The 23916-nt window shown below is 67.0% G+C and carries 23 protein-coding genes and 1 pseudogene; 15 read left to right on the forward strand and 9 right to left on the reverse strand.

Annotated features, from left to right (window positions below; translation table 11 throughout):
* The 10 genes and pseudogenes from APY03_RS43665 to APY03_RS40135 all read left to right on the forward strand — a co-directional run.
* A pseudogene (locus tag APY03_RS43665) lies at positions 1-286 on the forward strand (MaoC/PaaZ C-terminal domain-containing protein); the annotation flags it as partial.
* 415 nt (positions 287-701) lie between these two features.
* A complete protein-coding gene (locus tag APY03_RS12035) occupies positions 702-1463 on the forward strand; it encodes a TSUP family transporter (protein WP_068677090.1) in 762 nt (253 codons plus the stop codon).
* A gap of 121 nt (positions 1464-1584) precedes the next feature.
* On the forward strand, positions 1585-2127 hold the full coding sequence (locus APY03_RS12040) for a type 1 glutamine amidotransferase domain-containing protein (protein WP_068677091.1): 543 nt from the start codon (positions 1585-1587) through the stop codon (positions 2125-2127).
* Positions 2128-2163: 36 nt separating this feature from the next.
* Entirely contained in the window at positions 2164-3411 is a 1248-nt protein-coding gene (locus tag APY03_RS12045; protein ID WP_083944306.1) for an aromatic ring-hydroxylating oxygenase subunit alpha, read from the forward strand.
* Positions 3412-3431: 20 nt separating this feature from the next.
* Positions 3432-3929 carry a methanesulfonate monooxygenase gene (locus APY03_RS42445; protein WP_180988634.1) on the forward strand — a complete coding sequence of 166 codons (498 nt, stop codon included), beginning with the start codon at positions 3432-3434 and terminating at the stop codon, positions 3927-3929.
* 17 nt (positions 3930-3946) lie between these two features.
* The gene (locus APY03_RS42450; RefSeq protein ID WP_068677093.1) at positions 3947-4306 is read left to right on the forward strand and encodes a Rieske 2Fe-2S domain-containing protein; all 360 of its coding nucleotides are present in this window, start codon (positions 3947-3949) and stop codon (positions 4304-4306) included.
* A 30-nt stretch (positions 4307-4336) separates the two neighbouring features.
* A complete protein-coding gene (locus APY03_RS12060; RefSeq protein WP_083944308.1) occupies positions 4337-5386 on the forward strand; it encodes a 2Fe-2S iron-sulfur cluster-binding protein in 1050 nt (349 codons plus the stop codon).
* A gap of 40 nt (positions 5387-5426) precedes the next feature.
* Positions 5427-6395 carry a Bug family tripartite tricarboxylate transporter substrate binding protein gene (locus tag APY03_RS12065; protein ID WP_068677097.1) on the forward strand — a complete coding sequence of 323 codons (969 nt, stop codon included), beginning with the start codon at positions 5427-5429 and terminating at the stop codon, positions 6393-6395.
* 109 nt (positions 6396-6504) lie between these two features.
* The gene (locus APY03_RS12070) at positions 6505-7437 is read left to right on the forward strand and encodes a LysR substrate-binding domain-containing protein (protein ID WP_068677098.1); all 933 of its coding nucleotides are present in this window, start codon (positions 6505-6507) and stop codon (positions 7435-7437) included.
* A 29-nt stretch (positions 7438-7466) separates the two neighbouring features.
* Positions 7467-8225 carry an NIPSNAP family protein gene (locus APY03_RS40135; RefSeq protein WP_083944313.1) on the forward strand — a complete coding sequence of 253 codons (759 nt, stop codon included), beginning with the start codon at positions 7467-7469 and terminating at the stop codon, positions 8223-8225.
* A 20-nt stretch (positions 8226-8245) separates the two neighbouring features.
* Here the strand turns inward: APY03_RS40135 and APY03_RS12080 are convergent, their stop codons facing one another.
* From APY03_RS12080 to APY03_RS12095, 4 genes are all read right to left on the reverse strand, one after another.
* Positions 8246-9133, reverse strand: coding sequence for a DMT family transporter (locus tag APY03_RS12080; protein WP_068677099.1), 888 nt, complete (start codon positions 9131-9133; stop codon positions 8246-8248).
* Complete coding sequence (locus tag APY03_RS12085) at positions 9126-9956, reverse strand: DUF2182 domain-containing protein (protein WP_068677100.1); 831 nt, start codon at positions 9954-9956, stop codon at positions 9126-9128. Before APY03_RS12085 ends, APY03_RS12080 begins: the two co-directional genes overlap by 8 nt.
* A 12-nt stretch (positions 9957-9968) precedes the next feature.
* A complete protein-coding gene (locus APY03_RS12090; protein WP_068677101.1) occupies positions 9969-10571 on the reverse strand; it encodes a DUF1326 domain-containing protein in 603 nt (200 codons plus the stop codon).
* 160 nt (positions 10572-10731) lie between these two features.
* Entirely contained in the window at positions 10732-11619 is an 888-nt protein-coding gene (locus tag APY03_RS12095) for a LysR family transcriptional regulator (RefSeq protein WP_068677103.1), read from the reverse strand.
* 123 nt (positions 11620-11742) lie between these two features.
* Between APY03_RS12095 and APY03_RS12100 the strand changes: the two genes are divergently transcribed.
* Positions 11743-12288, forward strand: coding sequence for a hypothetical protein (locus APY03_RS12100; RefSeq protein ID WP_068677105.1), 546 nt, complete (start codon positions 11743-11745; stop codon positions 12286-12288).
* A complete protein-coding gene (locus APY03_RS12105) occupies positions 12285-13703 on the forward strand; it encodes an MFS transporter (protein ID WP_083944309.1) in 1419 nt (472 codons plus the stop codon). Before APY03_RS12100 ends, APY03_RS12105 begins: the two co-directional genes overlap by 4 nt.
* A gap of 26 nt (positions 13704-13729) precedes the next feature.
* Here the strand turns inward: APY03_RS12105 and APY03_RS12110 are convergent, their stop codons facing one another.
* Complete coding sequence (locus tag APY03_RS12110; protein ID WP_068677107.1) at positions 13730-15664, reverse strand: hybrid sensor histidine kinase/response regulator; 1935 nt, start codon at positions 15662-15664, stop codon at positions 13730-13732.
* A gap of 264 nt (positions 15665-15928) precedes the next feature.
* Between APY03_RS12110 and APY03_RS12115 the strand changes: the two genes are divergently transcribed.
* On the forward strand, positions 15929-16792 hold the full coding sequence (locus tag APY03_RS12115) for an alpha/beta fold hydrolase (protein ID WP_068677109.1): 864 nt from the start codon (positions 15929-15931) through the stop codon (positions 16790-16792).
* A 119-nt stretch (positions 16793-16911) separates the two neighbouring features.
* The gene (locus APY03_RS12120; RefSeq protein WP_232081197.1) at positions 16912-17994 is read left to right on the forward strand and encodes a DnaJ C-terminal domain-containing protein; all 1083 of its coding nucleotides are present in this window, start codon (positions 16912-16914) and stop codon (positions 17992-17994) included.
* A gap of 495 nt (positions 17995-18489) precedes the next feature.
* Here the strand turns inward: APY03_RS12120 and APY03_RS12130 are convergent, their stop codons facing one another.
* From APY03_RS12130 to APY03_RS12145, 4 genes are read right to left on the reverse strand one after another with little or no spacing between them, the layout of a single operon-like run.
* Complete coding sequence (locus APY03_RS12130; protein WP_068677118.1) at positions 18490-19710, reverse strand: ABC transporter substrate-binding protein; 1221 nt, start codon at positions 19708-19710, stop codon at positions 18490-18492.
* Between the two features lie 36 nt (positions 19711-19746).
* Positions 19747-20523, reverse strand: a complete 777-nt coding sequence (locus APY03_RS12135) for an SDR family oxidoreductase (RefSeq protein WP_068677122.1) — start codon at positions 20521-20523, stop codon at positions 19747-19749.
* 9 nt (positions 20524-20532) lie between these two features.
* Positions 20533-21360, reverse strand: a complete 828-nt coding sequence (locus tag APY03_RS12140; RefSeq protein ID WP_068677123.1) for an enoyl-CoA hydratase/isomerase family protein — start codon at positions 21358-21360, stop codon at positions 20533-20535.
* Between the two features lie 51 nt (positions 21361-21411).
* Positions 21412-22977, reverse strand: a complete 1566-nt coding sequence (locus APY03_RS12145; RefSeq protein ID WP_068677124.1) for a class I adenylate-forming enzyme family protein — start codon at positions 22975-22977, stop codon at positions 21412-21414.
* Between the two features lie 112 nt (positions 22978-23089).
* Between APY03_RS12145 and APY03_RS12150 the strand changes: the two genes are divergently transcribed.
* Positions 23090-23902, forward strand: coding sequence for an IclR family transcriptional regulator (locus APY03_RS12150; protein WP_162487144.1), 813 nt, complete (start codon positions 23090-23092; stop codon positions 23900-23902).
* Positions 23903-23916 lie beyond the last annotated feature (14 nt).

The following is a 23916-nucleotide window of genomic DNA, read 5'->3' on the forward strand; positions in this document are numbered from 1 at the left end:
GATCGCGAGTGGGTGGCACACCGGCGGCATCGCGATGCGGCTGGTGACCGATGCGGCATTGGCCGGCTCGGAGTCTTTTGCGTCGCCTGGCCTGGCGTATGTGAAGTGGCCCAACCCCGTGCGCCCCGGCGATGCGCTGCGCCTGGTTGCGGATGTGATCGAGGTACGGCGTTCGGAGAAGCGGCCGACGCTGGGCATCCTGCGGTGGAGGTGGCGGCTGTTCAACCAGCGCGAGCAATTGGCGCTGGATCTGGAGGCGACGAGCTTGTTCAAGCTCGAGGGCTAACTTTCAGCCGCGATCTCACCGCAAGCGCGAGCTCTTGGTGGATCGCGCATGGCTTCGACCTCTACGAGGGTGCGCGCCGCCTGCGTGCTTTGAACTTCCTCCTGCTGTTGCCGCATCCGCTGCGTGGCTATGATCGCGCGCACCAAAAAGCAACCCGGGTGGGGAGGAATCATGAGGACATTCGCCTGGCTGCATGTCAGCCGCGTAGTAGCGCGCGCCTTTGATGGCGGCGCTTGCGCAAACTGAATATTGGTTTGAGTAGCAGGATACGAATCGTGCGCCAACAGTTGGTGAACATCAGTCGCCTGCGCTCGGCGACCTTGTCGAATCAATTCACAGCGTCGTAGAAAAATTTCGACGGCGCAAGTTTGCATCGACTGCCTAGACTTCAGTTCGAGGTTGAATGGCAAACAGTATGACGCTCATCCAATGTACCGCGCTCGCACTCGCTGCGTTTGCCGGCGGACTGGCATTCGGTGTCTCAGGGTTTGCCTACGGCGTCGTGGCCTCGCTTTTCCTGCACCATGCCTTCGCGCCCCGAGAGGTCGTGTTTCTCGTCGTCGGCGGCGGTACGTTGCTCAACCTGGCTTTCCTGCCGCGCTTCTGGAAGCAGGTCAATCTACCAGGTGCGGTCCCCTACATCGTTGGTGCGACCTTCGGGCTTCCAATCGGCTTGGTGTTGCTGACACTGCTCCAGCCTGTCTGGGTCAGGGGCTTCACCAGCGCCCTGATACTTGCATATTGCTTCGTTGCGTTGTCGAGGCAAGGCCGGGCGCCCCTCCGCCTTGCTCCTGTGAACGGGCATATCGCCGATGTCGGGATCGGGCTGGGCGGGGGCATCGTGGGAGGTGTGGCAGGACTCGGTCCCTTGCTGCCGAGTGTCTGGTACGGTTTGAGAGGCCTGAACAAGTTGCAGGCCAGGGGATTGACGCAGCCTTTCGGCCTTTTCGTGCAGGGCGCGATGCTGATCTGGTTCCTTGCATCCGGTGCAATGGAGCCGCGCTCGGTGCTGCATCTTGCGACAGCCGCTCCGCTCACCTTCCTCGGCGCCTGGATGGGCGCACGGCTTTTCGACAGCGTCAGCACCGCGGCGTTCCAGCGAATCATCCTTGGTCTTTCAATGCTGGGCGCTGCTGCGTTGCTGCTGCGGCAACTGGTTCAGTCGCTCACCGCCTGAAGATGTCATTCACAAGGCGACGAAGAAGTTTCACTTCCAGCCATCGCGCCTCGTCTTCAAAATTCAAAGCACTCGGGCATGCACGGCAGCCCTTCGGAACGGCAAGCACATAAGGAGCTCCATGAGCAAGACGAATTCCAGGGTTGCGATCCTGGTGGAGAACAACTACCAGGAGATGGAGGTCTGGTACCCCATCTACCGCGTCATCGAAGCAGGCATGCGGATCACCGTGATCGGCCCCGAAAAGGGCAGGTACGTGTCGAAGCTCGGCTATCCCGTGCAGGCGGAGCTTGCAGCCTCCGATGCACGCGCAGAGGACTACGACGCCATCATCGTTCCCGGCGGCTTTGCGCCGGATCTGATGCGGCTCTGCAAGCCGATGCTCGAATTGGTCGGTGCATGTCATCGGCGCGGCGCGGTAGTGGCGGCCATCTGCCACGGCACCTGGGTGTTGATCTCGGCCGGCCTGGCCGAGGGCAGGCGCCTGACAGGCGCGCCGTCCATCGCCGACGACATCCGAAATGCGGGTGGCCATTACGTGGACCAGGAAATGGTCCGCGACGGTACCCTCATCACCAGCCGCAAGCCCGACGACATCCCAGCGTTCTCCGCCGCCGTGATCGACGCGCTGGCAGAGAAGTTCGGTGCCGCTGCGCGTCCCTGATCGGCACCTACTCAACTGCTCATTCTGGAGACACTCATGCAGGAAGCCATTCAGGTAGCGGGTTCGCGCCCGCGCAGCAGCCGCACAAGTCAGGCGTGGAATGCACGTCCGCAGTTGCCCGACACGCACTACGTTGATAGTGCCATCTACACCGACCCCGCCATCTTCGCAGAGGAGATGGAGAAGATATGGCGCAAGTCATGGCTGCCGGTCTGCCATGAAAGCGAACTGCCGGATCCCCTGGATTACCGATCCCTCGGAACCTTCTCGAACACGCCGATCGTCGTCGTGCGCGGAAGCGACCGGACGGTGCGGACTTTCCTCAACATCTGCCCGCATCGGGCCAACCGGATCGTGCGTTCGCCTTCGGGAAATCTTGGAGTCGCTGAGCCCTCCGGAAATCCCAAGAACATGACGTGCATGTTCCACGGCTGGCAGTTTGATGCAACGGGTCGATGCGTCGAGATCCCCCGCGAAAAGGCTGGCTACCAAGAGCGCGTCTGCAAAGCGGGTGTCGGGCTCAGGGAAATCCGAACCGAGATCGCACACGGCGGCTTCGTGTGGGTCACGTTGGACGACGATGCCGGGCCGCTCGCTGACTTCACCGGCAATGCCTTCGATTTCATGGCATCGGAACTCGACACCGAACCGCTTGAGATATTCCATTACCAGAAGTCGCTCGTGAAAACGAACTACAAGCTCTGGCATGAGACGAGCCGCGAGTTCTATCACGACTATCTGCACTATCACAACCGCGCAACCGGGATGCTGCAGCCGGGCTATTTCGATCGGAAGTACACCGTCTTCAATAACGGACATGCGGCGACGGGGCTCACCACCATCAATTACGAGGCCTATGACGGCTCCAAGGAGCGTGTGCTGACATTCCCCGGAATGCCGAAGAACGGATGGAAGCAGCTCAACATCTTTCCCGGTTGTACTTATAGCCTGCGAGCATCCTGCCTGCGTGTCAGCGTGATGACGCCCATCAGCGAGAACGAGGTTCTCATCGAACTGCGCGGCCTCGGGCTGAAGGCCGACACGGCCGCCGAGCGAGAGCAACGGATCCTGGATCACGACACGATATGGGGTCCCTTCGGGCGGAATCTTCACGAGGACCTGCTAGTCGTCCAGCAGCAGAAGGTCGCCATGCAGCCGGGCTCCGGCAGCCGCTTCCTGCTCATGGCAAGGGAAGAGAACGAAACCATCCATGACGAGATCGGCCTGCGGTCCTACTACGCGGAATGGGCGAAGCGAATGGGCCGCCCTGCGAGCCGGCCATGAAAACCCCCCCGGAGCCTGCAATGGACGAAACCACGATGCTGCTGAAGCAGATGGCGGCGAGAGACTTGGTCTGCGATGCCTGCCTGCGCTTGAACTCGGGTGATTGGACCGGTTTTCTGGCACTTTGCGATCCCTCGGCTTTCAGCTATTCGATCATCAATTACTCGCCGGAGATCAAGCGACTTCAATGCTGGATGAAGCAGGACTACGCGGGTCTTGGCAAGGTGCTGGACCTGCTGCCGCGTCACAACTCCGATCGTGCGCACCTCACTCGGCACGTCATGCCTTGCAGAGTCACGCCCACCGATGCCGGCTTCGAGGTGATTTCCCACATGACGGTGTTTCGCACCGAATGGGATGCCGAGGATTCGCACCTTCAGTCCGGCGCTACCAGCCTCTATGTCGTGGGCACATACGTGGACCAAGTGCTTTCAGCCTCGGGGCGGATGCTGCTCGCAAGCCGCGTCGTCGATCTCGACACCCGCCAGGTGGGCATCGGCTCGCACCACATTCTCTGACTGCGACGGAGGTGGCCATGAATGCTGACGACCCGACATGGAGCAAGCTCTGCTCGCTGGCAGAACTCAAGGAAGACGCATTGCATCCGATGGAGATCGACGGCATTCCCGTGCTTGTGGTCAATGGTCGAGACAAGCGCCTGGTTATCCCGAGATCGTGCCCGCACATGGCGAACTCCCTCGCAGAGGGTGCATTCGACGGCCACGTACTGACCTGCACGAAGCATCTCTGGCAGTGGTCGATCGACGAGGGAGGCGAGCCGGTCGGCATGGCCGAGGCCCCCTTGCTCTGCTATGAGACCTTGGAGAGCAACGGTGAATTGTTTTGCCGCGCCGCGACCGAGTTGAAGTACGAGCACGAGGATGATGACGCCTGAAGCGTCGCCCGCCAAGGAAGGGAGCCCGAGTTGGAAATCACCGTACTGACGAAGCATCGTGAGGAGCCGGAGCTCTTCGAATGCGATGAGTCCGAACGCCTCCTCTATGCGGGCCTTCGCGCCGGCATCGCGTTGCCGCACGAGTGCGCCACTGGGACCTGCGGCAGCTGCCGCGCCCAGTTGGTGTCTGGCGAGGTTGAGTTGCTCTGGCCCGATTCGCCGGCACGCCGGTTTCTCCGCCGCGGAAGCGATGAGATCCTGCTTTGCCAGTCGCGGCCGAAATCGGACTGCCGCCTGGCGATTCGCGGCAGGACGGATGGCAGGTACGAAGACGCGCCACCCTTGCATACCGGAGCCTGTGTCCTTCGCTCAGGAATGCTTACCCATGATGTCCGCATCATTGAGGTCGTGCTCGACCATCCGATGCGCTTCAAGGCTGGCCAATTCGTCCTGCTGGGTTTGGACGACATCGATGGCTACAGGGCCTACTCGATGATCAACTCCCCCACAAATGACCGGCGGCTGGAATTGATCCTCAAGCGCAAGCCGCGTGGCAGCTTTTCCGAGCGCCTGTTTGACCAGGACATTCACGGTCTTCGATTCAAAGTCTTTGGCCCCCTCGGAAGCGCGACCTTCGACGCTGCCACCGGATCGCACGATCTTCTGTGCGCAGCAGGAGGAACCGGCATCGCCGGAATCATGTCGATCCTACAGACCGCATCCGAGTCGGGATACCTTGGTGCCCGCAAGGCTCTAGTGTGCTTCGGCGTTCGTACCTCTGCCGATCTCTTCTTCCTTGAGCGTTTTGCCGCACTGAAGCGGGCACACCCGGATACGCTTCGAGTAATCGCGGCAATCTCCGACGAAGCCGTCGCGCCAACACTGTCCGAGGCCTATCCTTCGATCGAGTTCCGCCGGGGCATGGTGCACCAAGCCCTGGAGGAAGAGTCCACCGATGAAATGCACCAGCCGATTGCCTACGCAGCCGGGCCGCCGGCGGCAGTGGAAGCCATCGCGGCCGCCATGGTGACCAAGCATCGCATTCCTGTCAGCTCGATTCGATTCGACAGGTTCGGCTAGGCCGGCGCACGCATTCCACTACAACAACTGGAGACAAACGATGATCCGACTCGCAGCCTCAATCGCACTGAGCGCCTTGTGTTCATGGGGCGGCGCATCCTACGCGTCGGATTGGCCCGCAAAGCCAGTGAGGATAGTGGTGCCTTTCCCCGCCGGTGGTGCGACCGATGTGCCGGCTCGCCTGTTGGGAGAACGGCTGAGCAAGTTCTGGCAGCAACCGGTGGTCGTGGAGAACCGTCCCGGCGCCGGTGGCGCAATTGCCGCCGCTGAGGTGGCGCGTGCTGCGCCTGACGGGTATACGTTGCTGTTCCCATCGGGATCGGTGATGACCGTCAATCAGTTCGTCTATCCCAAACTGCCTTACGACCCCGAGAACGGGTTTGCTCCCGTGACCAATGTGGTGTCGAGTCCGCAAGTTCTGGTGGTGCCCGAGGCTTCCCCCTTCAAGGACATCGAAAGCCTGCTCACGGAGGCCCGTAGGAAGCCTGGGAAGCTCACCTTTGCCCACGCGGGCGTCGGCTCCCAATCGCACTTGGCCAATGAGTATCTCCTCCATGAAGCCCGGATCGAGGCCGTGGGCGTGCCCTACAAGGGCGATCCGCCCGCAATCGCCGACATCATCGGCGGCAACATCGACTTCGCGCTGATGAGCCTGGGTCCATCATTGCCGCAGATACAGGGCGGAAAGCTCCGTGCGCTCGGTGTGACCAGCAAAGCAGAGCTTTCTCAGCTTCCTGGTGTGCCGCCCATCGCCAGGATCCTTCCGGGTTTCGAGAACAGCGGCTGGTTCGGCATCGTCGCGCCGGCAGAAGTCCCCAAGGACGTTGTCGAGAAGATCTCCCGCGACGCCCGCAAGATCCTGCAGGAGACTGCGTTTCGCGAGAGACTCGCCACCCTGGGGTTCAGCGTCGTCGCGAACTCTCCCGACGAGATGGCCAAGGACATGGTTGTCGAGCGAGAAAGATGGCGGCGCCTGATCAAGGAAAGGAGAATCGGGCAGACGCAGTAATGCGTCCCGGCTGCCGCCGGGTGCTGTTGCGCCGACGGAGCCTCTGGACCCCATCGATCGGCATGCACGATCGGCGGCCCGGCGACGGGCACGACTGGAGTACGACGCAATGCGCAAGCGCCTTCGCCATCTATCAACACTTGTTGCCTTCGAGGCTGTCGCTGATCTTGGAAGCTTCACGAAGGCCGGTGATGCACTGTGCCTGACGCACAGTGCGATCAGTCACCAGATCAGGCAGCTGGAAGAGCACGTTGGCATACGCCTGCTTCAACGCCTGCCCAGCGGCGTGACCGTCACGGCCGAAGGAGCCGCCTATCTCGCCGAAGTGAGGGCTGCGCTGAAGCTGCTGGAGGACGCCGAGGCTGCCCTGCGCCGTCAAGCCGCTACAAGGGCCCTGCGCATCAGCGTGCTGCCGTCATTCGCAGGCAGTGCAGTCGTGCCGGAACTCCTGTCTTTCCTGGAGCAGAATCCGACCGTCCGCGTGGAGATCGACGCCCGTCCGAATCTGGAGGACGACGACAACTCAGATATCGACGTCTTCATCCGATACGGCAAGGGCGATTGGTCGGGCTTCGAAAGCACGCGGCTGATGGACGTCGAACTCTACCCGGTGTGCAGTCCCTCATACCTTGAGAAGCACGGCACGTTAACTCGCATCAATGATCTGTCTCGAGTCGTGATGCTGCGTCACACCATGGAGCCATGGGAAGCCTGGCTCAGGGCTGTTTCGGCAGAAGCTGCCCACACTGACGAGTGCTTCAAGGACATTATCCCTGCGGGACCTCTCTACACCGACGCTCGCCTGATGCTGCTCGCAGCCTGCGACGGACAGGGGGTGGCGTTGGCTCGCGATGTGCTCGCGGAACCGGACATCCAGGCCGGGCGCCTGGTTCGGCTGTTCCAGGTGCGGGTTGCGTCGCCACGGGGCTATTACGCCTTTTATAGGCCGGATGCCATGTCGCGGCCGGCGGCGAGGCTCTTCATCGCATGGCTGGTCGACACATGCAGGCGGCTCCACGATCAGAGCAGCACAGGCCGGTGATGCGAGTGAACCAGCAACAGGAGATCCGAATGTTCGTCGATGAAAGAATCTATACGCTCCACGCAGGGAAAGTCCCGGTATTCCTCAAGCACTACGAGGAAGAGGGCATGCCGGTCCAGTCGCGCATCCTGGGGCGCATGGTCGGCTACTACTTCACCGAGTTCGGAACCCTCAACCAGATCGTCCATCAGTGGGCCTATGTCTCCATGGAAGATCGGCTGGCGCGGCGCAAGCTCTTGCTCGCTTCAGAGGACTGGCAGAACTATGCAAAAAAGATGCAGCCCCTGGTCGCGCACGTGGAGAACAAGATGCTGATGCCCGCGCCGTTTTTTTGTCGAGATGCTGCAGAGGCAGTCGGCGATGGCTTTCACTGCGTCGGAGCATGCTGCGGGCGCATCGGCAAAGCGGTTGACCTGAGCGTCCGTCGAATCCGCCATGAAGACGAAAGCGTTGTCGAACCAGCCGACCACGCCCTCCACCAGGGGTGTATTGGCTGCGACGGCCAGCGCAGCTGGGTCCACCGTGAAGAGCTAGGTGGCGTCCCGATGCTTCAGTTCCACCAGGAGCCGGCCAAGAAAACGATGGCCGCGCTCCGGGAACGCCAGGGCGTCGGCCAGGCCGGCCAGCCCATCGAACATCACTCGTCGAACCTTCAGTTCATCCGGCGCGTAGTACTGGGTCGAGCGCCGGCAAACCGGTTGAGATCGCCTGGCTTCCAAGCTTCGCCTGAGCGTTTCCGATGGGCAGGCTTTCAAGCCTCGGGAAGAACTGCAATTCGCGCGACGTGATGCAGAACGAGTGTTCTCGGCTATGACGATGCCTGCGTCTTGGCGGCCCGCGCCTTCCCCATCAGCACCAGCCCGATGCCCCCCAGAATCGCCATCGACGCCCATGCCAACCGCGGCGTGATCGCCTCCGACAAAAAAATCACTCCCCCAAAAGCCGCAATCAGCGGCACCGACAGCTGCACCGTCGCCGCCCGCATCGCCGACAGCCCCGGCAGCGCCGCGTACCAGATCACATAGCCGATGCCCGAGGTCAGCGCGCCCGAGGCCACGGCGAGCGCGATGCCGGCCGCGTCCGCATGCGCGCTGCCGGCCAGCACGACGCTTAGCGCCAGTGCCATCGGCGCCGCCCGCAAGAAGTTGCGCGCCGTCGCGGCCAGCGGGTCGGCCACGCCACGCCCGCGCAGCGAATACACGCCCCACGCCACGCCCGCGACCGCCATCAGCGTCGCGCCCAACGGAGGCGGCGCCGCCACGCCGGGCGACACCAGGTAGACCAGGCCCGCAACCGCCAGCACGAAGCCCGACCACGCAACCGGCCCGAACATCTCGCCCGCGCGCAGGCCGGCGCCGAGCATCGTGAGCTGCACCGCGCCGAACAGGATCAGCGCCCCGGTCCCGGCCGGCAGGCTGAGGTAGGCGAAGGAAAAGAAGGCGACGTACGCGAACAGCATTGCCGCCGCCAGCCAGTCCGCGCGCCCGGCCGCGTCCGGCCGGGAGCGCAGGCGCACGACCAGCGCGAGCGTGAGCGCGCCAGCCACCAGCCGGATGCTGCCGAAGCTGGCCGCGTCGATGCCCCCTTGCTGCAGCGCCATGCGGCACAGCAGCGAATTGGCCGCGAAGGCCAGCATGGCCGCGACGGTGAGCGCAACGACCCGCAGGCCGGGCGGGCCGTCGCGCGGCTCAGGCATGAAGGACCACCACCACCGCGGCCCCGGCGAGCAGCGCGATGCCCAGCGGCGCGCTGAGCCGCCGGCCCCACGGAACGTTCTTCTCGATCGCCATCAGCGCAGCCAGCAGCAGCATCCAGCCCAGGCTGCCGGTGCCCAGCGCGAACATCAGCAGCATCAGCGCCCAGCAGCAGCCGACGCAGAACAAGCCGTGGTACGCGCCCAGCGCAAAGGCCTGGCGCGCCGGCGCCGGCCCGCGCCAGTGCTCCATCACGAAGCCGAGCGGCGTGCGGCACTTGTCCAGGCACTGGTGCTTGAGCCGGCTGAACTGGAAGGCGCCGGCCAGCCCAAGCGTGGCGGCGCCGATCAGCCAGCCGTGCCACGCCAGCGTGGGCGAGCGCGCCAGCAGCGCGAGGATCAGCTCGTGCAGCCCGTGCGCGAGCAGCCCGAAGACGCCCCACACCGCCATGTAGCCCAGGGCGAGCAGCGCGAGCAGGCGCCCATGGTCCGGCCGCCGCGCCGTCATGCGGTCGAACACGTCGAACAGGGGCAGGGTGGTGGGCAGCATCATGGCCGCGGTCATCAGGATCCAGGCCAGGGCATAGAGCATCGCCGGCACCAGCAGCTCGCCCGCGGGCAGGGCGCGGCAGAGCGAGGCCGCGGGCCCCGAAGCCAGCCAGTCGCCGTGCTCGAGGTAGCGCCCGTAGGGGCTGCGGGCCCAGGCCCACAGCGCCAGCCAGGCCAGCGCGACGAGCACCACGAGCAGCGGCAGGAACACCCGCCGATGACGTCCGGCGCCGGGGCGCGGCCGAGCCGGCCGCGCGATGCCCGCAGGGGCGTCCATCGCCTCACCGCTTCAGGCGTCGAAGACGAAGGTGCTCTGCAGCGCGTTGTGGTTCTTGATGTCGACGTCGATGCCCAGCGCCGCATTCTTCGACCGATAGACCGGCGCCTTGCCGACAAAGACCGGCGCGCCCGGCACGGTGGAGAACACGGTGTCCGACAGCACCGTCTGCCCGCCGGTCGCGCCGCGGTAGGGCTCGAGCTCGGCGTAGTAATTGGTGCCGATCTCGAGCTTGCCCTTGCCCTCGTTCACATGGAAGCCGATGGGCGCCCGCTCCACCGACACCACCGTGCCGATCAGCTTGGCCAGGTCGGCGATCGGCCCGCCCGCCTGCCCGGTATAGACCTTGAGCAGCGCGTCCTCCTGCTCCTTGGAGGCGTTGTCGTCCACGAAGATGGCGGCCGTCCAGTTGCCTTCCAGGATGTTGCCGGGCACATGCGCCACGGCTGCGATGGTGTTGCCGCTGACGTCGAGGCCATCGACCGTTCCCTTGTCGATGCGCCAGGCGATGATGGTGTCGCAGGTGCCGTTGTCCGGGTCCTCGCCGATCCAGCAGGGGCACAGCACGTTGCAGTTGCAGACCTCGAGCAGGCGACCTTCCAGGTGATAGCTCATTCCAACCTCCGTTGCAGCTTCACTGACAGGGACCTTGTCGCCGCGATGGGCGGCAAGAGGGGAGAGGAATGCTACGCCGCGCGCGCCGACGCGTCCATGTGCCAAACGGCCGGGCCGCGGGTCGGTTGGCTGCGTGCCTCACCTCCGCGAGCGCGTGGTGTCATGCGCAAACCTCTCGCACACGGGCGCGTAGCCAGCGATGCGCGAGATCGCCATCCATTCTTGGATGCCACATCATCGACACCGTGAACTCCGGTGCCGCCATCGGGAGCGGGAAGCTGTGCAGTCCGCTTCTCAGTCCCGCGGTGTGCCGTTCGGGAACACTGGCGATCAGGTCGCAGGTGCGTGCCAGTGCCAACGCCGTCGAAAAGCCGCCGACGACCGTGGCGATATCCCGCTCCAGGCCGAACGGCCTCAATGCCTCGTCGATCGGACCCTTGTCGAAGCCGCGGCGCGACACGGCGACATGCCTCCCGGCTGCATAGCGGGCCGCAGTGATCTCGGCCCGGCATAGCGGATGCCCTGGGCGCACGACGCCGATGAACCGGTCCCGGAACAATGCCTGCACGCGTACTTCGGGACTTGTCGTCTCGCCGATGACGCCCGTCTCCAGGTCCACGCTTCCGTCCCGGAGGAAGGTGCTCTCCCTGTCCGGTTTCTGCACGAAGCGCAGCAGTACGCCAGGCGCTTGCACGCCGACAAGGTCGATGAGGCCGGGGCCGAAGGTCTCGACGAAGCCTTCGCTGGACCGCAGCGTGAATATCCGCTTGACCTCCTTCGGATCCAGTGCCTCGGCAGGTCGCAGGACCGCCTCGGCTTCCTGGACAAGGCGATTGACCCGCTCGCGCAGTTCGACTGCGCGTGGCGTCGGCACGAGGCCGCGCCCGGCCCTGACCAGGAGCGGGTCACCGGTCGTGTCCCGCAGTCGTGCCAGCGCCCGGCTCATGGCCGACGGGCTCAGCCGCAACCGCCGGGCCGCGCGCGCGACGCTGCCTTCGGCGAGCAGGACATCCAGGGTGACAAGCAGGTTGAAGTCGGGCGCGGACATCGGCCAACGCTAACAGGTATCGGCCGTGACATGGCGTCAGACGCATGAATATCCTGCAACTGCTGCGTCTTCCGCTATTTCAGCCGGCGGCCTATCTTCCTGGGCATGAACCAAGGAGTACTCATGAACAGCAATACCTTCGAGATGTCGATCGATGGAATCAGGTCGGTTTGGGGGCCTCTCGACGACCACGTGATCGCCGGCTGCAGCCGGCACCTGGAGAACCTCCTGCGGGCCCCAGCCACGGAGCCGTGGCTGGCGGCGTTGCACCGCGAAGCACCTGCCAGCAAGGAGCTGTACCGGGACCCGACGCACGGATTCGTGCTGCTGGCCCACACGGAATATGCGGGGCTCTACAGGCCGCCGCACGACCACGGAAGGGGTTGGGTCATCTATGCGGTCCAGCACGGCCAGGTCGAGATGAGAACCTATGCCCGGATCGCGAATGCCGATGGCGGCGTACGGTTGGTGCGCAGGGATTCGACCTTGCTGCGTCCCGGGCAGGTGCAGGTGTACCTGCCAGGCGACATCCACGACACGCGTTGCATGACCGGGACCGCGCTGCTGTTCCGCTTCACGGAGCGCGACTTGAAGAAGGAGGACCAGGAAGAACATCGGGTGTCGAGGTTCGTGGAGCGTGACGGCGTCTGGACGTTCGGCACGCCATGACGAAGCGCTTCACCCCAAGTGCCGGAAGCCGCGTGGCGCCGGAGTCGATGGCATCCGGCGCGCTCGATGCGCCCGCCGCGCCTTCGTTGCCGTCGGGCGCCGTCGCGGTCGCGGCCGTGCTCGCGGCCATGGTGCTCGTGGTGCTCGACGCGGGCATCGTCAACGTCGCATTGCCGACGATCGCAGGAGCGCTGCAGGTGACGCCCACCATGTCGGTATGGATCGTGACGGCGTACCAGGCGGCGCTCGTGATGGGCTTGCTGCCCTTGGCCGCACTCGGAGAGAGCGTGGGCCATCGCCGGGTTTTCACGGCCGGCGTTGCCGTGTTCACTGCGGCATCGGTCTTGTGCGCCTGCGCGCCGTCGCTACCGTGGCTGGTCGCCGCACGCTTCCTCCAGGGCCTCGGTGGCGCTGGCGTCATGGCGCTCGGCGTCGCCCTGCTGCGCGCCGTTGTTCCGCACCGGCAGCTTGGCGCCGCCATCGGCTGGAATGCGCTTGCGGTTGCGCTGTCGTCCGCAGCCGGTCCGGCGATCGGCGCGATGATCCTGTCGGGGGCAGGTTGGCACTGGCTGTTCGCGCTGAACCTGCCCCTGGGAGGCGCCGTGTTGCTCGCCGCCCGGGCGCTGCCGCGCCGCGGCGGCACCGGTCGGCGGCTGGACCGGCTCAGCGTGGCGCTCAATGCCGGCGCCTTCGCGGCGCTGGTCCTGGGCGCCGAACTGCTGCTGGAGAAGCCGTTGGCGGCCGCCGCGCTGTTGGCCCTGGGCGGCTTTGTCCTGACGGCGCTGGTCCGGCGCGAAATGCCCAAGGACGCGCCCATGATCCCGCTCGATCTGCTTCGTGCAATGCCGTTCCGGATCTCCGTGGTCGCATCGGTTTGCTGCTTTGCCGGTACGACCGCCGGGCTGATGGCGCTGCCTTTCCATCTTCACCATGGCCTGGGACAGGACGCCCTCATGACCGGGCTGTGCATGACGCCCTGGCCCTTGACGGTGGCTCTTGCGGCGCCGCTCGCCGGGCGTATCGCCGAGCGCGTGTCGACCGCCTGGCTCTGCGCCGCAGGCGGCGCGCTGATCGCCCTCGGCCTCGCGGCTGCCTCGCTTTGGCCGCTGCAGGGCCCGGTGCCGCTGGTCCTGCTCACCGTGCTGTGCGGCCTGGGCTTCGGCATCTTCCAGGTGCCCAACAACCGCAGCATGTTCCTCTCGGCACCACCCGAACGAAGTGGAGCCGCAGGCGGCATGCAAGGCACCGCCAGGTTGGCGGGCCAGACCGCCGGCGGGGTCATCACGAGCCTGCTCTTCAGCGTCGCCCCCGTCGATCTGGCGCCGCGGATCGGCCTCGCCATCGGCGCCGTGCTGGCCTTGGCGGCAGCCATCGTGAGCATGGCGCACGCAAGACCCGCGATACGGCAACCCTGAGGCTGGCGGCACGCGACGCTGCACGCTCAGCGCCTGTCGAGCAGGCGCCTGAGCAGGTCCTCGAGCTGGTCGGCGTCGACCGGCTTGGTCAGGTGCGCGAAGAAGCCGGCGTCGAAGCTCAGCTGCCGGTCGCGCTCCTGCCCGTAGCCGGTGACCGCGATCAGCGGCGGTGGGTTCGCGACCTCGGCGCGCACGCGCTCGGCGACCTCCAGGCCGCTCAGTCCGGGCAGCCCGATGTCGAGCAGCACGAGGTCGGGCGCCAGCTGCTTGATGGCGTTCAGCGCCGTCGGGCCGTCGTGCCGCACCGACGCGCGGCAGCCCAGCACCTCCATCAGCTCCGCCATGGTGTGGGCCGAGTCCCTGTTGTCGTCCACCACCAGCACCATCGGACGGCCGTCGAGCTGTGTACCGTCCGCCCGCTGCCGCTCGACGATGGCCGGCGGCGCCGACAACGGCAGCCGCACCACGAATTCGCTGCCGTCGCCCGGCACCCCCCTGCTGTAGGCGGCCACGTCCCCGCCATGCAGGCTGACCAGTTGCTGGACCAGGCTCAGCCCGAGCCCCAGGCCCCCTTGCAGCCGCGCGACGTCCTGCTCGCCCTGCTCGAAGAGGTTGAAGATGCGCTCGATGTCCCGGGAGGCGATGCCGGGCCCGTTGTCGCGCACCGTGAGCACCGCCTTGTCGCCGTCGCGGGCGGCGCGGACCTGCACATGGCCACGTGCCGGGGTGAACTTGATGGCGTTGCCCACCAGGTTGCTCAGCACCTGGATCAGGCGGGCCCGATCGCCGATGACCCAAAGCGCCGTGTCATCGGACTCGACCTGCAGCTGATGCGACTTGTCCTCGGCTGCGGGTTGCGTCGCCTCGATGGCCTCCGCCACCACCTCATTCAGGTCGACCGGCTTTGCTTCCAGCCGGATCTTCCCGCTGGTGATGCGGCCGATGTCCAGCAGGTCGTCCACCAGCCGCACCATCTGCTTGAGCTGGCGAGCGATCGTCTCCTGCGCCAGCCGAAGCGTGCGGCTCTCCAGCTTCTCGCGGGCCATCAGCGCCAGCGCGTTCGAGATCGGCGCCAGCGGGTTGCGCAGCTCGTGGCCCAGCATGGCCAGGAAGGTGCTGATGCGCCGGCCTTCGTCTTCCAGCGATCTGACCCGGCGCTGCTCGGTGAGGTCGCGCGTCACCTTGGCGAAGCCGCGCAGCATGCCGGTCTCGTCGTGCAAGGCGGTGATCACCACGCTGGCCCAGAAGCGGCTGCCGTCCTTGCGCACGCGCCAGCCTTCGTCCTGGAAGCGCCCGTCCCGGCGTGCAATTTGCAGCTCCTCGTTGGGCCAGCCGGTGGCCTGCGCGTCGGGCGGGTAGAAGGTCGAGAAATGCTGGCCGATGATCTCGTGCGCCTCGTAGCCCTTGAAGCGCCGCGCGCCGGCGTTCCAGCTCACCACGTGGCCGCTCGGGTCGAGCATGAAGATCGCATAGTCCTTCACGCCCTCCATCAGCAGGCGGAAGCGCTCCTCGCTCATGCGCAGCTGGTCTTCCTGGCGGCGGCGTTCCGTGAGGTCGCGGGTGATCTTGGAAAAGCCGCGGAACTGTCCGTCGGGGCCGATCAGCCGCGTGATGATGACGTTGGCCCAGAAGCGAGTGCCGTCCTTGCGCAGGCGCCAGCCCTCGTCCTCGAAGCGCCCGGTCTCGCGCGCCACCTTCAGCTCGTGCTCGGGCCAGCCGCGCTCGAGCTGCTCCGTCGGATAGAAGAGGGAGAAATGGCGCCCGATCACCTCGTGAGCCGCATAGCCCTTGATCCTGCGTGCACCGGTGTTCCAGCTGCGAATCACGCCGCCCGGGTCCAGGAGGAAGATGGCATAGTCGCCCACCGCATCGACCATCAGCCGGAAGTCCGCGTCGCCGGGTTCGGTCAGCGCCGGCGGCGGGGCGACGGGCGGTAATGGGACTTCGCGGGCATCTGCCATGCTGTGGGTCGATCGAGGCCGGTCGCCGTGTCTTCCAACAGGTGGCACGGCTGCGTAGAGCCGGCGCTTCCTCGGCGGGGCGAGGATGCACCGGGGCGGACCCGTCGAAGTCTAGCGGCGCGGAACTGCGTGTGCAGTCGGACAGATGCCCGGGTTTTACCCGACTCCCGCCGCGCGGCACTGCTGCGTGCCACCGGACGATGAGGCAGGCGCCGCAGACGCCGGGGCAGGACGCCACGCCCCCGGCGCGTCACAGTTCAGGCCATGCAGCAAGCCCTCGTTCCTTACTTCCGCGAAGGCGGCGCCGGCCCTGGCGTCGTCTGCCTCCACGCAAACGCCAGCAGCTCCGCGCAGTGGCGCGGATTGATGGAGCGACTGGCCCCGGGCTGGCATGTGCTCGCGCCCGATTCGCTCGGTGCCGGCCGCAGTCCCGCCTGGCCGGCCGATCGCAACGTGACCCTGGCCGACGAGGTGGCGCTGCTGGAGCCGGTGTTCGCGGCCGCCGGCGATCCCTTCTGCCTGGTCGGCCATTCCTACGGCGGCGCCGTGGCCCTGATGGCCGCCCTCGCGTGGCCCGAGCGGGTGCGTGCCCTCGTGCTGTACGAGCCCACGCTTTTCTCGCTGCTCGAACAGGAGGCGCCGGGGCAGGAGGCGGCGAACGGCATCCGCTTCGCCGCCGCCGATGCCGCGGCCGCGGTCGAGGCCGGCGACCTCGATGCCGCCGCGGAACGCTTCATCGACTACTGGATGGGCGCGGGCAGCTGGCGCCGCATGCCGGACGCCCGGCGCGCACCGATCGCGTCGTCGATGGTCAACGTCGCCGGCTGGGCCCGCGCGCTGTTCTCCGAGCCCACGCCGTTGCAGGCCTTCGGTGCGCTGGAGGTGCCGGTGCTCTACATGACGGGCGCGCAATCGCCGGCCTCGGCGCGCGGCGTCGCGCGGCTGCTGACCGGCGTGCTGGGCGATGTGAGCCTGGTCGAGTTCGAGGCGCTCGGGCACATGGGGCCGGTGACGCATCCCGACGTCGTCAATGAGGCGGTGGCCGAATTCCTCGCGCACGGCCGCGCAGCCGAGGCGCACGAACGTTCCGCACATGTGCCTGCACTGAGCACGAACGCCGGCGCATAGCGGCAGATCCGGCTGTTCTGTCGCCAGCGCGCCGCCGCGTCGTATAGCATTCGCGCTGACGTTCCTGCCGCCTCCATGGACCTTCGTCCGGGACGGCGGGACGCACCGAGGACCTGCGCTTGGGCACCGACGACGCTTTCGCCGAATTGGGATTGGCATCCGGCGCGAGCGAGCGCGAAGTGAAGGCGGCATGGCGCCGGCTGGCATCGCAGTGGCACCCTGACCGCAACGGCAGCGCCGATGCCGTGGCCAGGATGCAGCGCATCAACCAGGCCTTCGAGGAGATCCGCCGCGCCGGATTCCTTGCCGCTCCCGAAGCGCCGGCCGACGCCGACGCTCCCGTTTCGACCGATCCCGGCCCCGCATTCGACGACCACGAGGGCGATGCGGCCGCGTTCCGCGATGGCGCGGGTACGGCCCGGCAGCGGCGGCCGATCCACCGGAAGGTGAAGTTGACGCTCGAAGAGGCCGCGGCCGGCTGCATCAAGGTGTTGCGGGGCAAGGTCACCGAGACCTGCCGGACCTGCGCCGGCGCAGGCCACCAGGTGCTCGGCGGCCACTGCGTCCGATGCGGCGGCTCGGGCGCCGTGCCCAAGCGTTCCTTCTTCGGCTGGCCCAGCGGCCTGGTCGAATGCGAGGCCTGCCTCGGCGGCGGAATCGCGAGGCAGCCTTGCGCGGCCTGCAGGAGCACCGGAAAGACGGCGCCGCGCAGCTACCAGGTCAAGGTCCGCATTCCGCATGGCGTGCGCGATGGCGACCTGCTCCACGTCGACGGCCGGCGCCTGCGTCCCGAGCGGCTTCCGGCCGATCTCGAAATCCGCGTCGAGCTGCTGGACCATGCCTTCTTCAAGCTCGACGATGACGGCACCCTTCGCTGCGAGGTCCCGGTCGATGGCTTTGCCTGGATCGCGGGCAAGCCGCTCCAGGTGCCGACCCTCACCGGCCTGCAGTCCCTGCAGCTGAGCCGCGGCCGGCTGTCTTATTGCCTGAAGGGCCAGGGATTTCCGTTGGAGCGCCGCGGCGCGCGCGGCGACCAATGGGTCACGCTGGTGCCCGTGTTCCCGGAGCAGCTCAGCACCGACCAGCAAATCCTTCTGGACCAGCTCTGCGCCACCACCGCCGGTGCCGGCGGGGTCGCGGACGACCGGCTCCAGGCGTGGCAGCGGGGCCTGCGCGCGTGGGAGCGGGGCATGCGCGGCTAGCGGCATGTCGGCCGGCCCGGCATTGGGATCTTGGTAGGTGCGCGCGTGCTGCGCTCGACGACTCCCCATTCGCCACCCGGTCCGGCAAGCGCGCCGCGCCTCGGCTGGCGACGCGCCCTGTTCGTGCAGTTGCTCCTGATCGTCGTCACCACGGCGCTCGTGCATTTTTCCTGGGGGGCTGCCGTCAGTACGGCAGCGGCCTGCTGTGGATGGCTCCGCTGGGCTGGGCGTTGTACGGCCTTGTTTCGGTCGCAGGCCCTCTGGGCTGGCTGGTGGCCCCATTCACCGGCATGCCGTCCGCCGTATCCACCGAGGCTGCCTGGGTCTCTTTGTGGGCGAGTGGTTGGGGATCGGCGCTTGTCGGATTCGCGGGATGGAAACTGGGCTTCGCTTCTCCGCGCCGGTGGATCATCTGGATGGGAATGCTCGGCTTCGCAGTCTTCTGCGGCGTTGCCTATGGCTTCCTTTGCATGGCAATGAGCGCCTAGCGCAGCATCACGAGCCCTTCCGCACGAGCGGGCACGCCGACTTCGCGAGCGGCTGGAACGCGTCCGCCGCGGGAATGGTCGCGAGCCGCTTGTAGTAGTCCCACGGGTACTTCGACTCGGCCGGCGTCTTCACCTGCATCAGGTACATGTCGTGCACCATCCGGCCGTCCTCGCGGATGCGGCCGTTCTTCGCGAAGAAGTCGTTGACCGGTGTGGCCTTCATCTTCGCCATCACCGTGCCGGTCGCGTCGGTGCCGGCGTCGCGCACCGCCCGCAGGTAGTGCATCGTCGACGAGTAGTTCGCCGCGTGGATCGCGGTGGGCATCTTCTTCATGCGCTCGAAGAAGCGGCGCGACCACTGGCGGGTCTCGTCGTTGCTGTCCCAATAGAAGGCCTCGGTCAGCATCACGCCCTGTGCCGCCTTCAGGCCGACGCCGTGGATGTCGGTGATGAACACCGCGAGGCCGGCCAGGTTCTGCTTGGCCGGGTCGATGCCGAATTCCTGCGCGGACTTGATCGCGTTGATGGTGTCGCTGCCGCCGTTGGCCAGCCCGATGATCTTCGCGCCCGAGCCCTTGGCCGCCACCATGAAGGAAGAGAAGTCGCTCGCGTTGAAGGGATGGCGCGAGGTCCCCACGACCTTGCCGCCGGCCGCCGTCACCACCTCCGTCACGTCGCGCTCGATCTGCTGGCCGAAGGCGTAGTCGGCCGTCAGGAAGTACCAGCTGTCGCCGCCCTTCTTCACGATCGCGCGCGCTGTGCCGTTGGCCATGGCGTAGGTGTCCCACGCGTAGTGGATGCTGTTGGGCGTGCAGCTTTCGTTGGTCAGGCGAAGCGCGCCGGCGCCATTGACGATGGCGATGCGGTTCTTCTGCTTCGCCATGTCCACCGCGGCGAGGGCGACGGCCGAATTGGTGAGGTCGGTGATCATGTCCACCTTCTGCACGTCGAACCACTCGCGCGCCTTGTTGGCGGCGATGTCGGCCTTGTTCTGGTGATCGACTTCCAGCACCTCGATCGGCTTGCCGAGCACCTGGCCGCCGAAGTCTTCCACCGCCATCTTCACCGCCATGGCCGAGCCGCGGCCCGACAGCTCCGACAGCACGCCGCCCATGTCGGTGATGACGCCGATGCGCACCGCGCCGTCGGACACGGCATCTCCCTGCGCCTGCGCGATCGAGGCGATGGCGAGGGCGGCCGCGCCGCAGGCTCCTGCAAGTCTGTTCATGATGATGTCTCCTTCGTTGTCGGCGAGGCGCGGCCCTCAGATCACGTTGCGGGTCAGGCCGCCGTCCACGCAGATGTTCTGGCCCGTGATGTAGCTGGCCTGCATCGAGGCCAGGAAGGCGCACAGCCCGCCGAAGTCCTCCGCCGTGCCCAGCCGCTGCATGGGAATGCTGCGGGCCATGTCCTCGCGCACGGCGCCTTCGTCCTGGCCGGTGCGGCGCTGGCGGTCGGCGATCACGCGTTGCAGCGCGCCGGTGTCCATCAGCCCCGGCAGCAGTCCGTTGACCGTGATGCCGTGCGGCGCCACCTCGCGCGCCAGCGAGCCCATCGCACCGGTCAGGCCCACGCGCAGGCTGTTGGAAAGCGCCATGTTCGGATAGAGCTCCTTCACCACGAAGGAGGTGATGTTGAGGATGCGGCCGAAGCGCGCCGCCCGCATGGCCGGCAGGAAGGCGCGCACCACCTCGAGCGGGCCGATCACGTTGGTCTCGTGGCTGATACGCCAGGCCGCGAGCTGCGTCTCCTCGAAGGGCGCGGCGGGCGGTCCGCCGGCATTGGTCACCACGATCGACGGCATGCCGATGCGCGAGACGGCCTCGATCAGCCGCGCCCGCTGGTCCTCGTCGCCGATGTCGCCGGGCACGAACTGCGCCTGCGCCGACAGGCCGCGCGCGGTCGCCTCGCCGTGGGCGGCATCGCGCCCGTTGAGCAGCACGCGCACGCCCGCCTCGGCGAGCGCACGCGCGCAGGCCAGGCCCAGCCCCCGCGTGCCGCCGAGTACCAGCGCCGTCCTGCCCGCAATGCCGAGGTCCATGGCGTGTTTCTAGAAGGGGCAGGACGGGTCGAACTTCGGGCTGCGCTTCTCGCGCAGCGAGGCGATGCCTTCCTGCACGTCCGGCCCCGAGAAGCCGATGAATTCGAGCGCCAGCGAGCTGTCGAACGTGGGCCCCGCCAGGCGCAGCCAGTTGTTGAGCGCGTACTTGGTCCAGCGGATGGCGGTCTGCGATCCGGCGGCCAGCTTCTCGGCCACCTCGAAGGCCTTCGCCACCAGCCGGTCTTCGGGCACCGCCAGCGAGACCAGGCCGATGCGCTCGGCCTCTTCGCCGGACACCGCCTCGCACAGCATCAGGTAGTACTTGGCCTTGGCCATGCCGCACAGCAGCGGCCACACGATGGCCGCATGGTCGCCGGCCGCCACGCCCAGGCGCGTGTGGCCGTCGATGATGCGCGCCGTGGTGCTGGCGATCGACACGTCGGCCAGCAGGCCGGCGACCAGCCCCGCGCCGACGGCCGGGCCGTGCATCGCCGAGACCACCGGCTTGGAGCAGTTGATCACGTTGTAGACCAGGTCGCGCGCCTCTCGCCAGACGCGGGCGCGAACATTGAAGTCGTTCGCCATGTCCTCCACCAGGCCCAGGTCGCCGCCGGCGGAGAAGCCCTTGCCCTCGCCGCGGATCAGCGCCACGCGCGTGGCCGGGTCCTTGTCGATGTCGCTCCAGATGGAGGCCAGCTCGCGGTGCAGCGTGTGGTCGGCGGTGGAGAGCTTCTTGTTGGCGCTCTGCGAGGCGCCCATCACCACCTCGAGGATGCCGTTGGGATGGGACTTCAGCGTGAGCGCGCTGTAGTGCGCGTAGGGGGATTCGTTGGCCATGTTCAAAGTCCTTGTTCGATGAAAGAAGCTCGAAGGGAGCTCGGAGGGAGCTCAGATCTTCTTCCTTCCGGCCCAGTAGGGTTCCTTCAGCAGGTTCTTCTGGATCTTGCCGATGGGTGTCTTGGGAAAGCCCTCGACGAAGCGCACCAGCCGCGGCCGCTTGTGGCGCGCGAGCTTCTGCTCGCACTGCGCGACCACCCGCGCCTCGTCCAGCGTGCAGCCGGGCTTGAGCTGCACGTAGGCGGCGGGGACCTCGCCCCACCTGGCATCGGGAATGCCGAAGACCGCGCACTCCGCCACCTCGGGCAGCTCGTAGAGCACCTGCTCGATCTCTTTCGGGTAGACGTTCTCGCCGCCCGAGATCAGCATGTCCTTGGCGCGGTCGATCAGCGTGACGAAGCCTTCGGCGTCCATCACGCCGATATCCCCCGAGAGGCCCCAGCCGTTGCCGAGGCGGAAGAACTCGGCGGTCTGCTGCGGCTCGCCGTAGTAGCCGATCATCAGGTTGTCGCCGCGCGAGGCCACCTCGCCGAGCTCGCCCGCGGCGGCGGGGGTGCCGTCGGGGCGCAGCACCGCGACGTCGACGTTGTAGGGCTGGCGCCCCACGCTGCCCAGCTTGTCGCGCGCGCGCTGCCAGGGCAGGGCGGCGATCACGCCCATCTCGGACTGGCCGTAGATCTGCGTCAGCCGCAGCTGCGGCAGCTTGCGCATGAGCTCCACCTGCACCCAGTCGGGCATGGGCGCCCCGGCGAAGGACAGCTTGGTCCAGCTCTGGAGCTGGCGTTGCTCCAGGTCGGGCAGCATGGCCAGCGCATTGGCCTGCGTGGGCACCATGAAGGTGGCGGTGATGCGCTCGGCCTCCACCGCATCGATGTAGGCCTGCGGCGACCACGGCGTGACGAAGACCGTCGTGGCGCCGACCAGGATGGCCGGCTGGAACATGATGTTGAGCGCCGCCACGTGGAACAGCGGCGTGACGATCGCGACCACGTCGCTCGCCTCCAGGTGCTCTTCGACCACCACGGTGTGGGCGGTGATGGCGCGCGCGCGGTGGTTCATCAGCACGCCCTTGGGATGGCCGGTGGTGCCGCCCGTGTAGGTCATGCAGAAGGGGTCGCGCTCGTCGATGGCGACCTCGGGCGGCGTCGACGGATGTCCGTCGATGAAGCGCTCGAAGGCGATGGCACCCGGCACCTCGGCGTTGCCGCTGTCGCTGCCGCCGATGGCGACGAAGTGCCGGATCTCCGGGCAGGACTCGCGCACCGCCGCCACCTTGTCGGCGAACTGCGCGTCGTAGATCAGCACCCGCGTGTCGGACTTGGCCAGCACGTAGCCCAGCTCCTCCGGCGCATAGAGGATCGAGATGTTGTTGAGCACGCAGCCCGAGCGCGCCACGCCGAAGAAGACGGCGCCATAAGCCGGCAGGTTGCGGCACAGCATCGACACGGTCGCGCCGCGGGGCAGGCCCAGGCCCAGCACCGCGTGCGCGACCCGGTCGGCCAAGGCGTCGAGCTCGCTGTAGGGCACGCGCTCGCTGCCCTTCGGCCCGCGCAAGACGATGGCCGGCTTGTCCGGGAACCGGTGCGCCGAGCGGCGCAGCATGTCTCCTGTCAGCATTTCCAAGCCTTTACGAAACGCGGAAAATGTTTTCGTTTAGCGTAAATGTGCTGCGCCGCCGATGTCAATCCGAGGACAACCCGAACCCCGCCATCCCGTACAGTCGCCCCCGATGAGCACCTCCGCATCCCCCGCCCGCCGGAAGCGAGCTGGCGTCGGCACGGCCCCGAAGGCCGGCGTGCAGTCGGTGGAGAACGGCCTCGACCTCATGCTGATCGTGGCCCACCATCGCCGTCCGATGAAGATCACCGACATCGCCGAGCAGGCGGGCATCGCGCCCAGCAAGGCGCACCGCTACCTGGTGAGCTTTCTGCGCACCGGCTTCCTGGCGCAGGACCCGGAGACCGGCCTCTACGGCATGGGCCCGGTGGCGCTGGAGTTCAGCCTCTCCTGCCTCGCGACCCTCGAGCCGGTCTCGCTCGCCACGCGCGCGGCCGAGCGCCTGTGTGCGTCGCTGGGCCACACGGTCGCGGTGTCGGTCTGGGGCAGCTTCGGCCCGACGGTGGTGCGCTGGGAACAGCCGGCGCGGCCTGTGATGGTCAACATCGGCCTGGGCTCGGTGTTCCCGCTCTACCGCTCGGCCACGGGGCGCGTCTTCGCGGCCTTCCTGCAGCCCGAGCAGATGGAGGCCTACCTGGCCTCCTCCGCCAACCGCGAAGAGCCCGCCGAGACCGATGAAACCGTCGACCAGGTGCGCGAGCGCGGCATGGCGCGCGCCATGGGCGACTTCATGGCCGGCATGAGCGCCTTCGCGGCGCCGGTGCTCGACGACCGCGGGCGCCTGGTGCTCGCCATCACCGTGCTCGGCTACAAGGCCGGCTTCGACCACCGCTGGAATGGCCCGGTCGCGCAGGCGCTGCGCGAGGCGGCGCAGACCCTGTCGCGCACGCTGGGCCACCAGCACGAGCGGCTGGCGCTGGGTTGAGGCCGCACCGCGCG

The organism is Variovorax sp. WDL1, from assembly GCF_001541225.1.
Lineage (GTDB): Bacteria > Pseudomonadota > Gammaproteobacteria > Burkholderiales > Burkholderiaceae_C > Variovorax.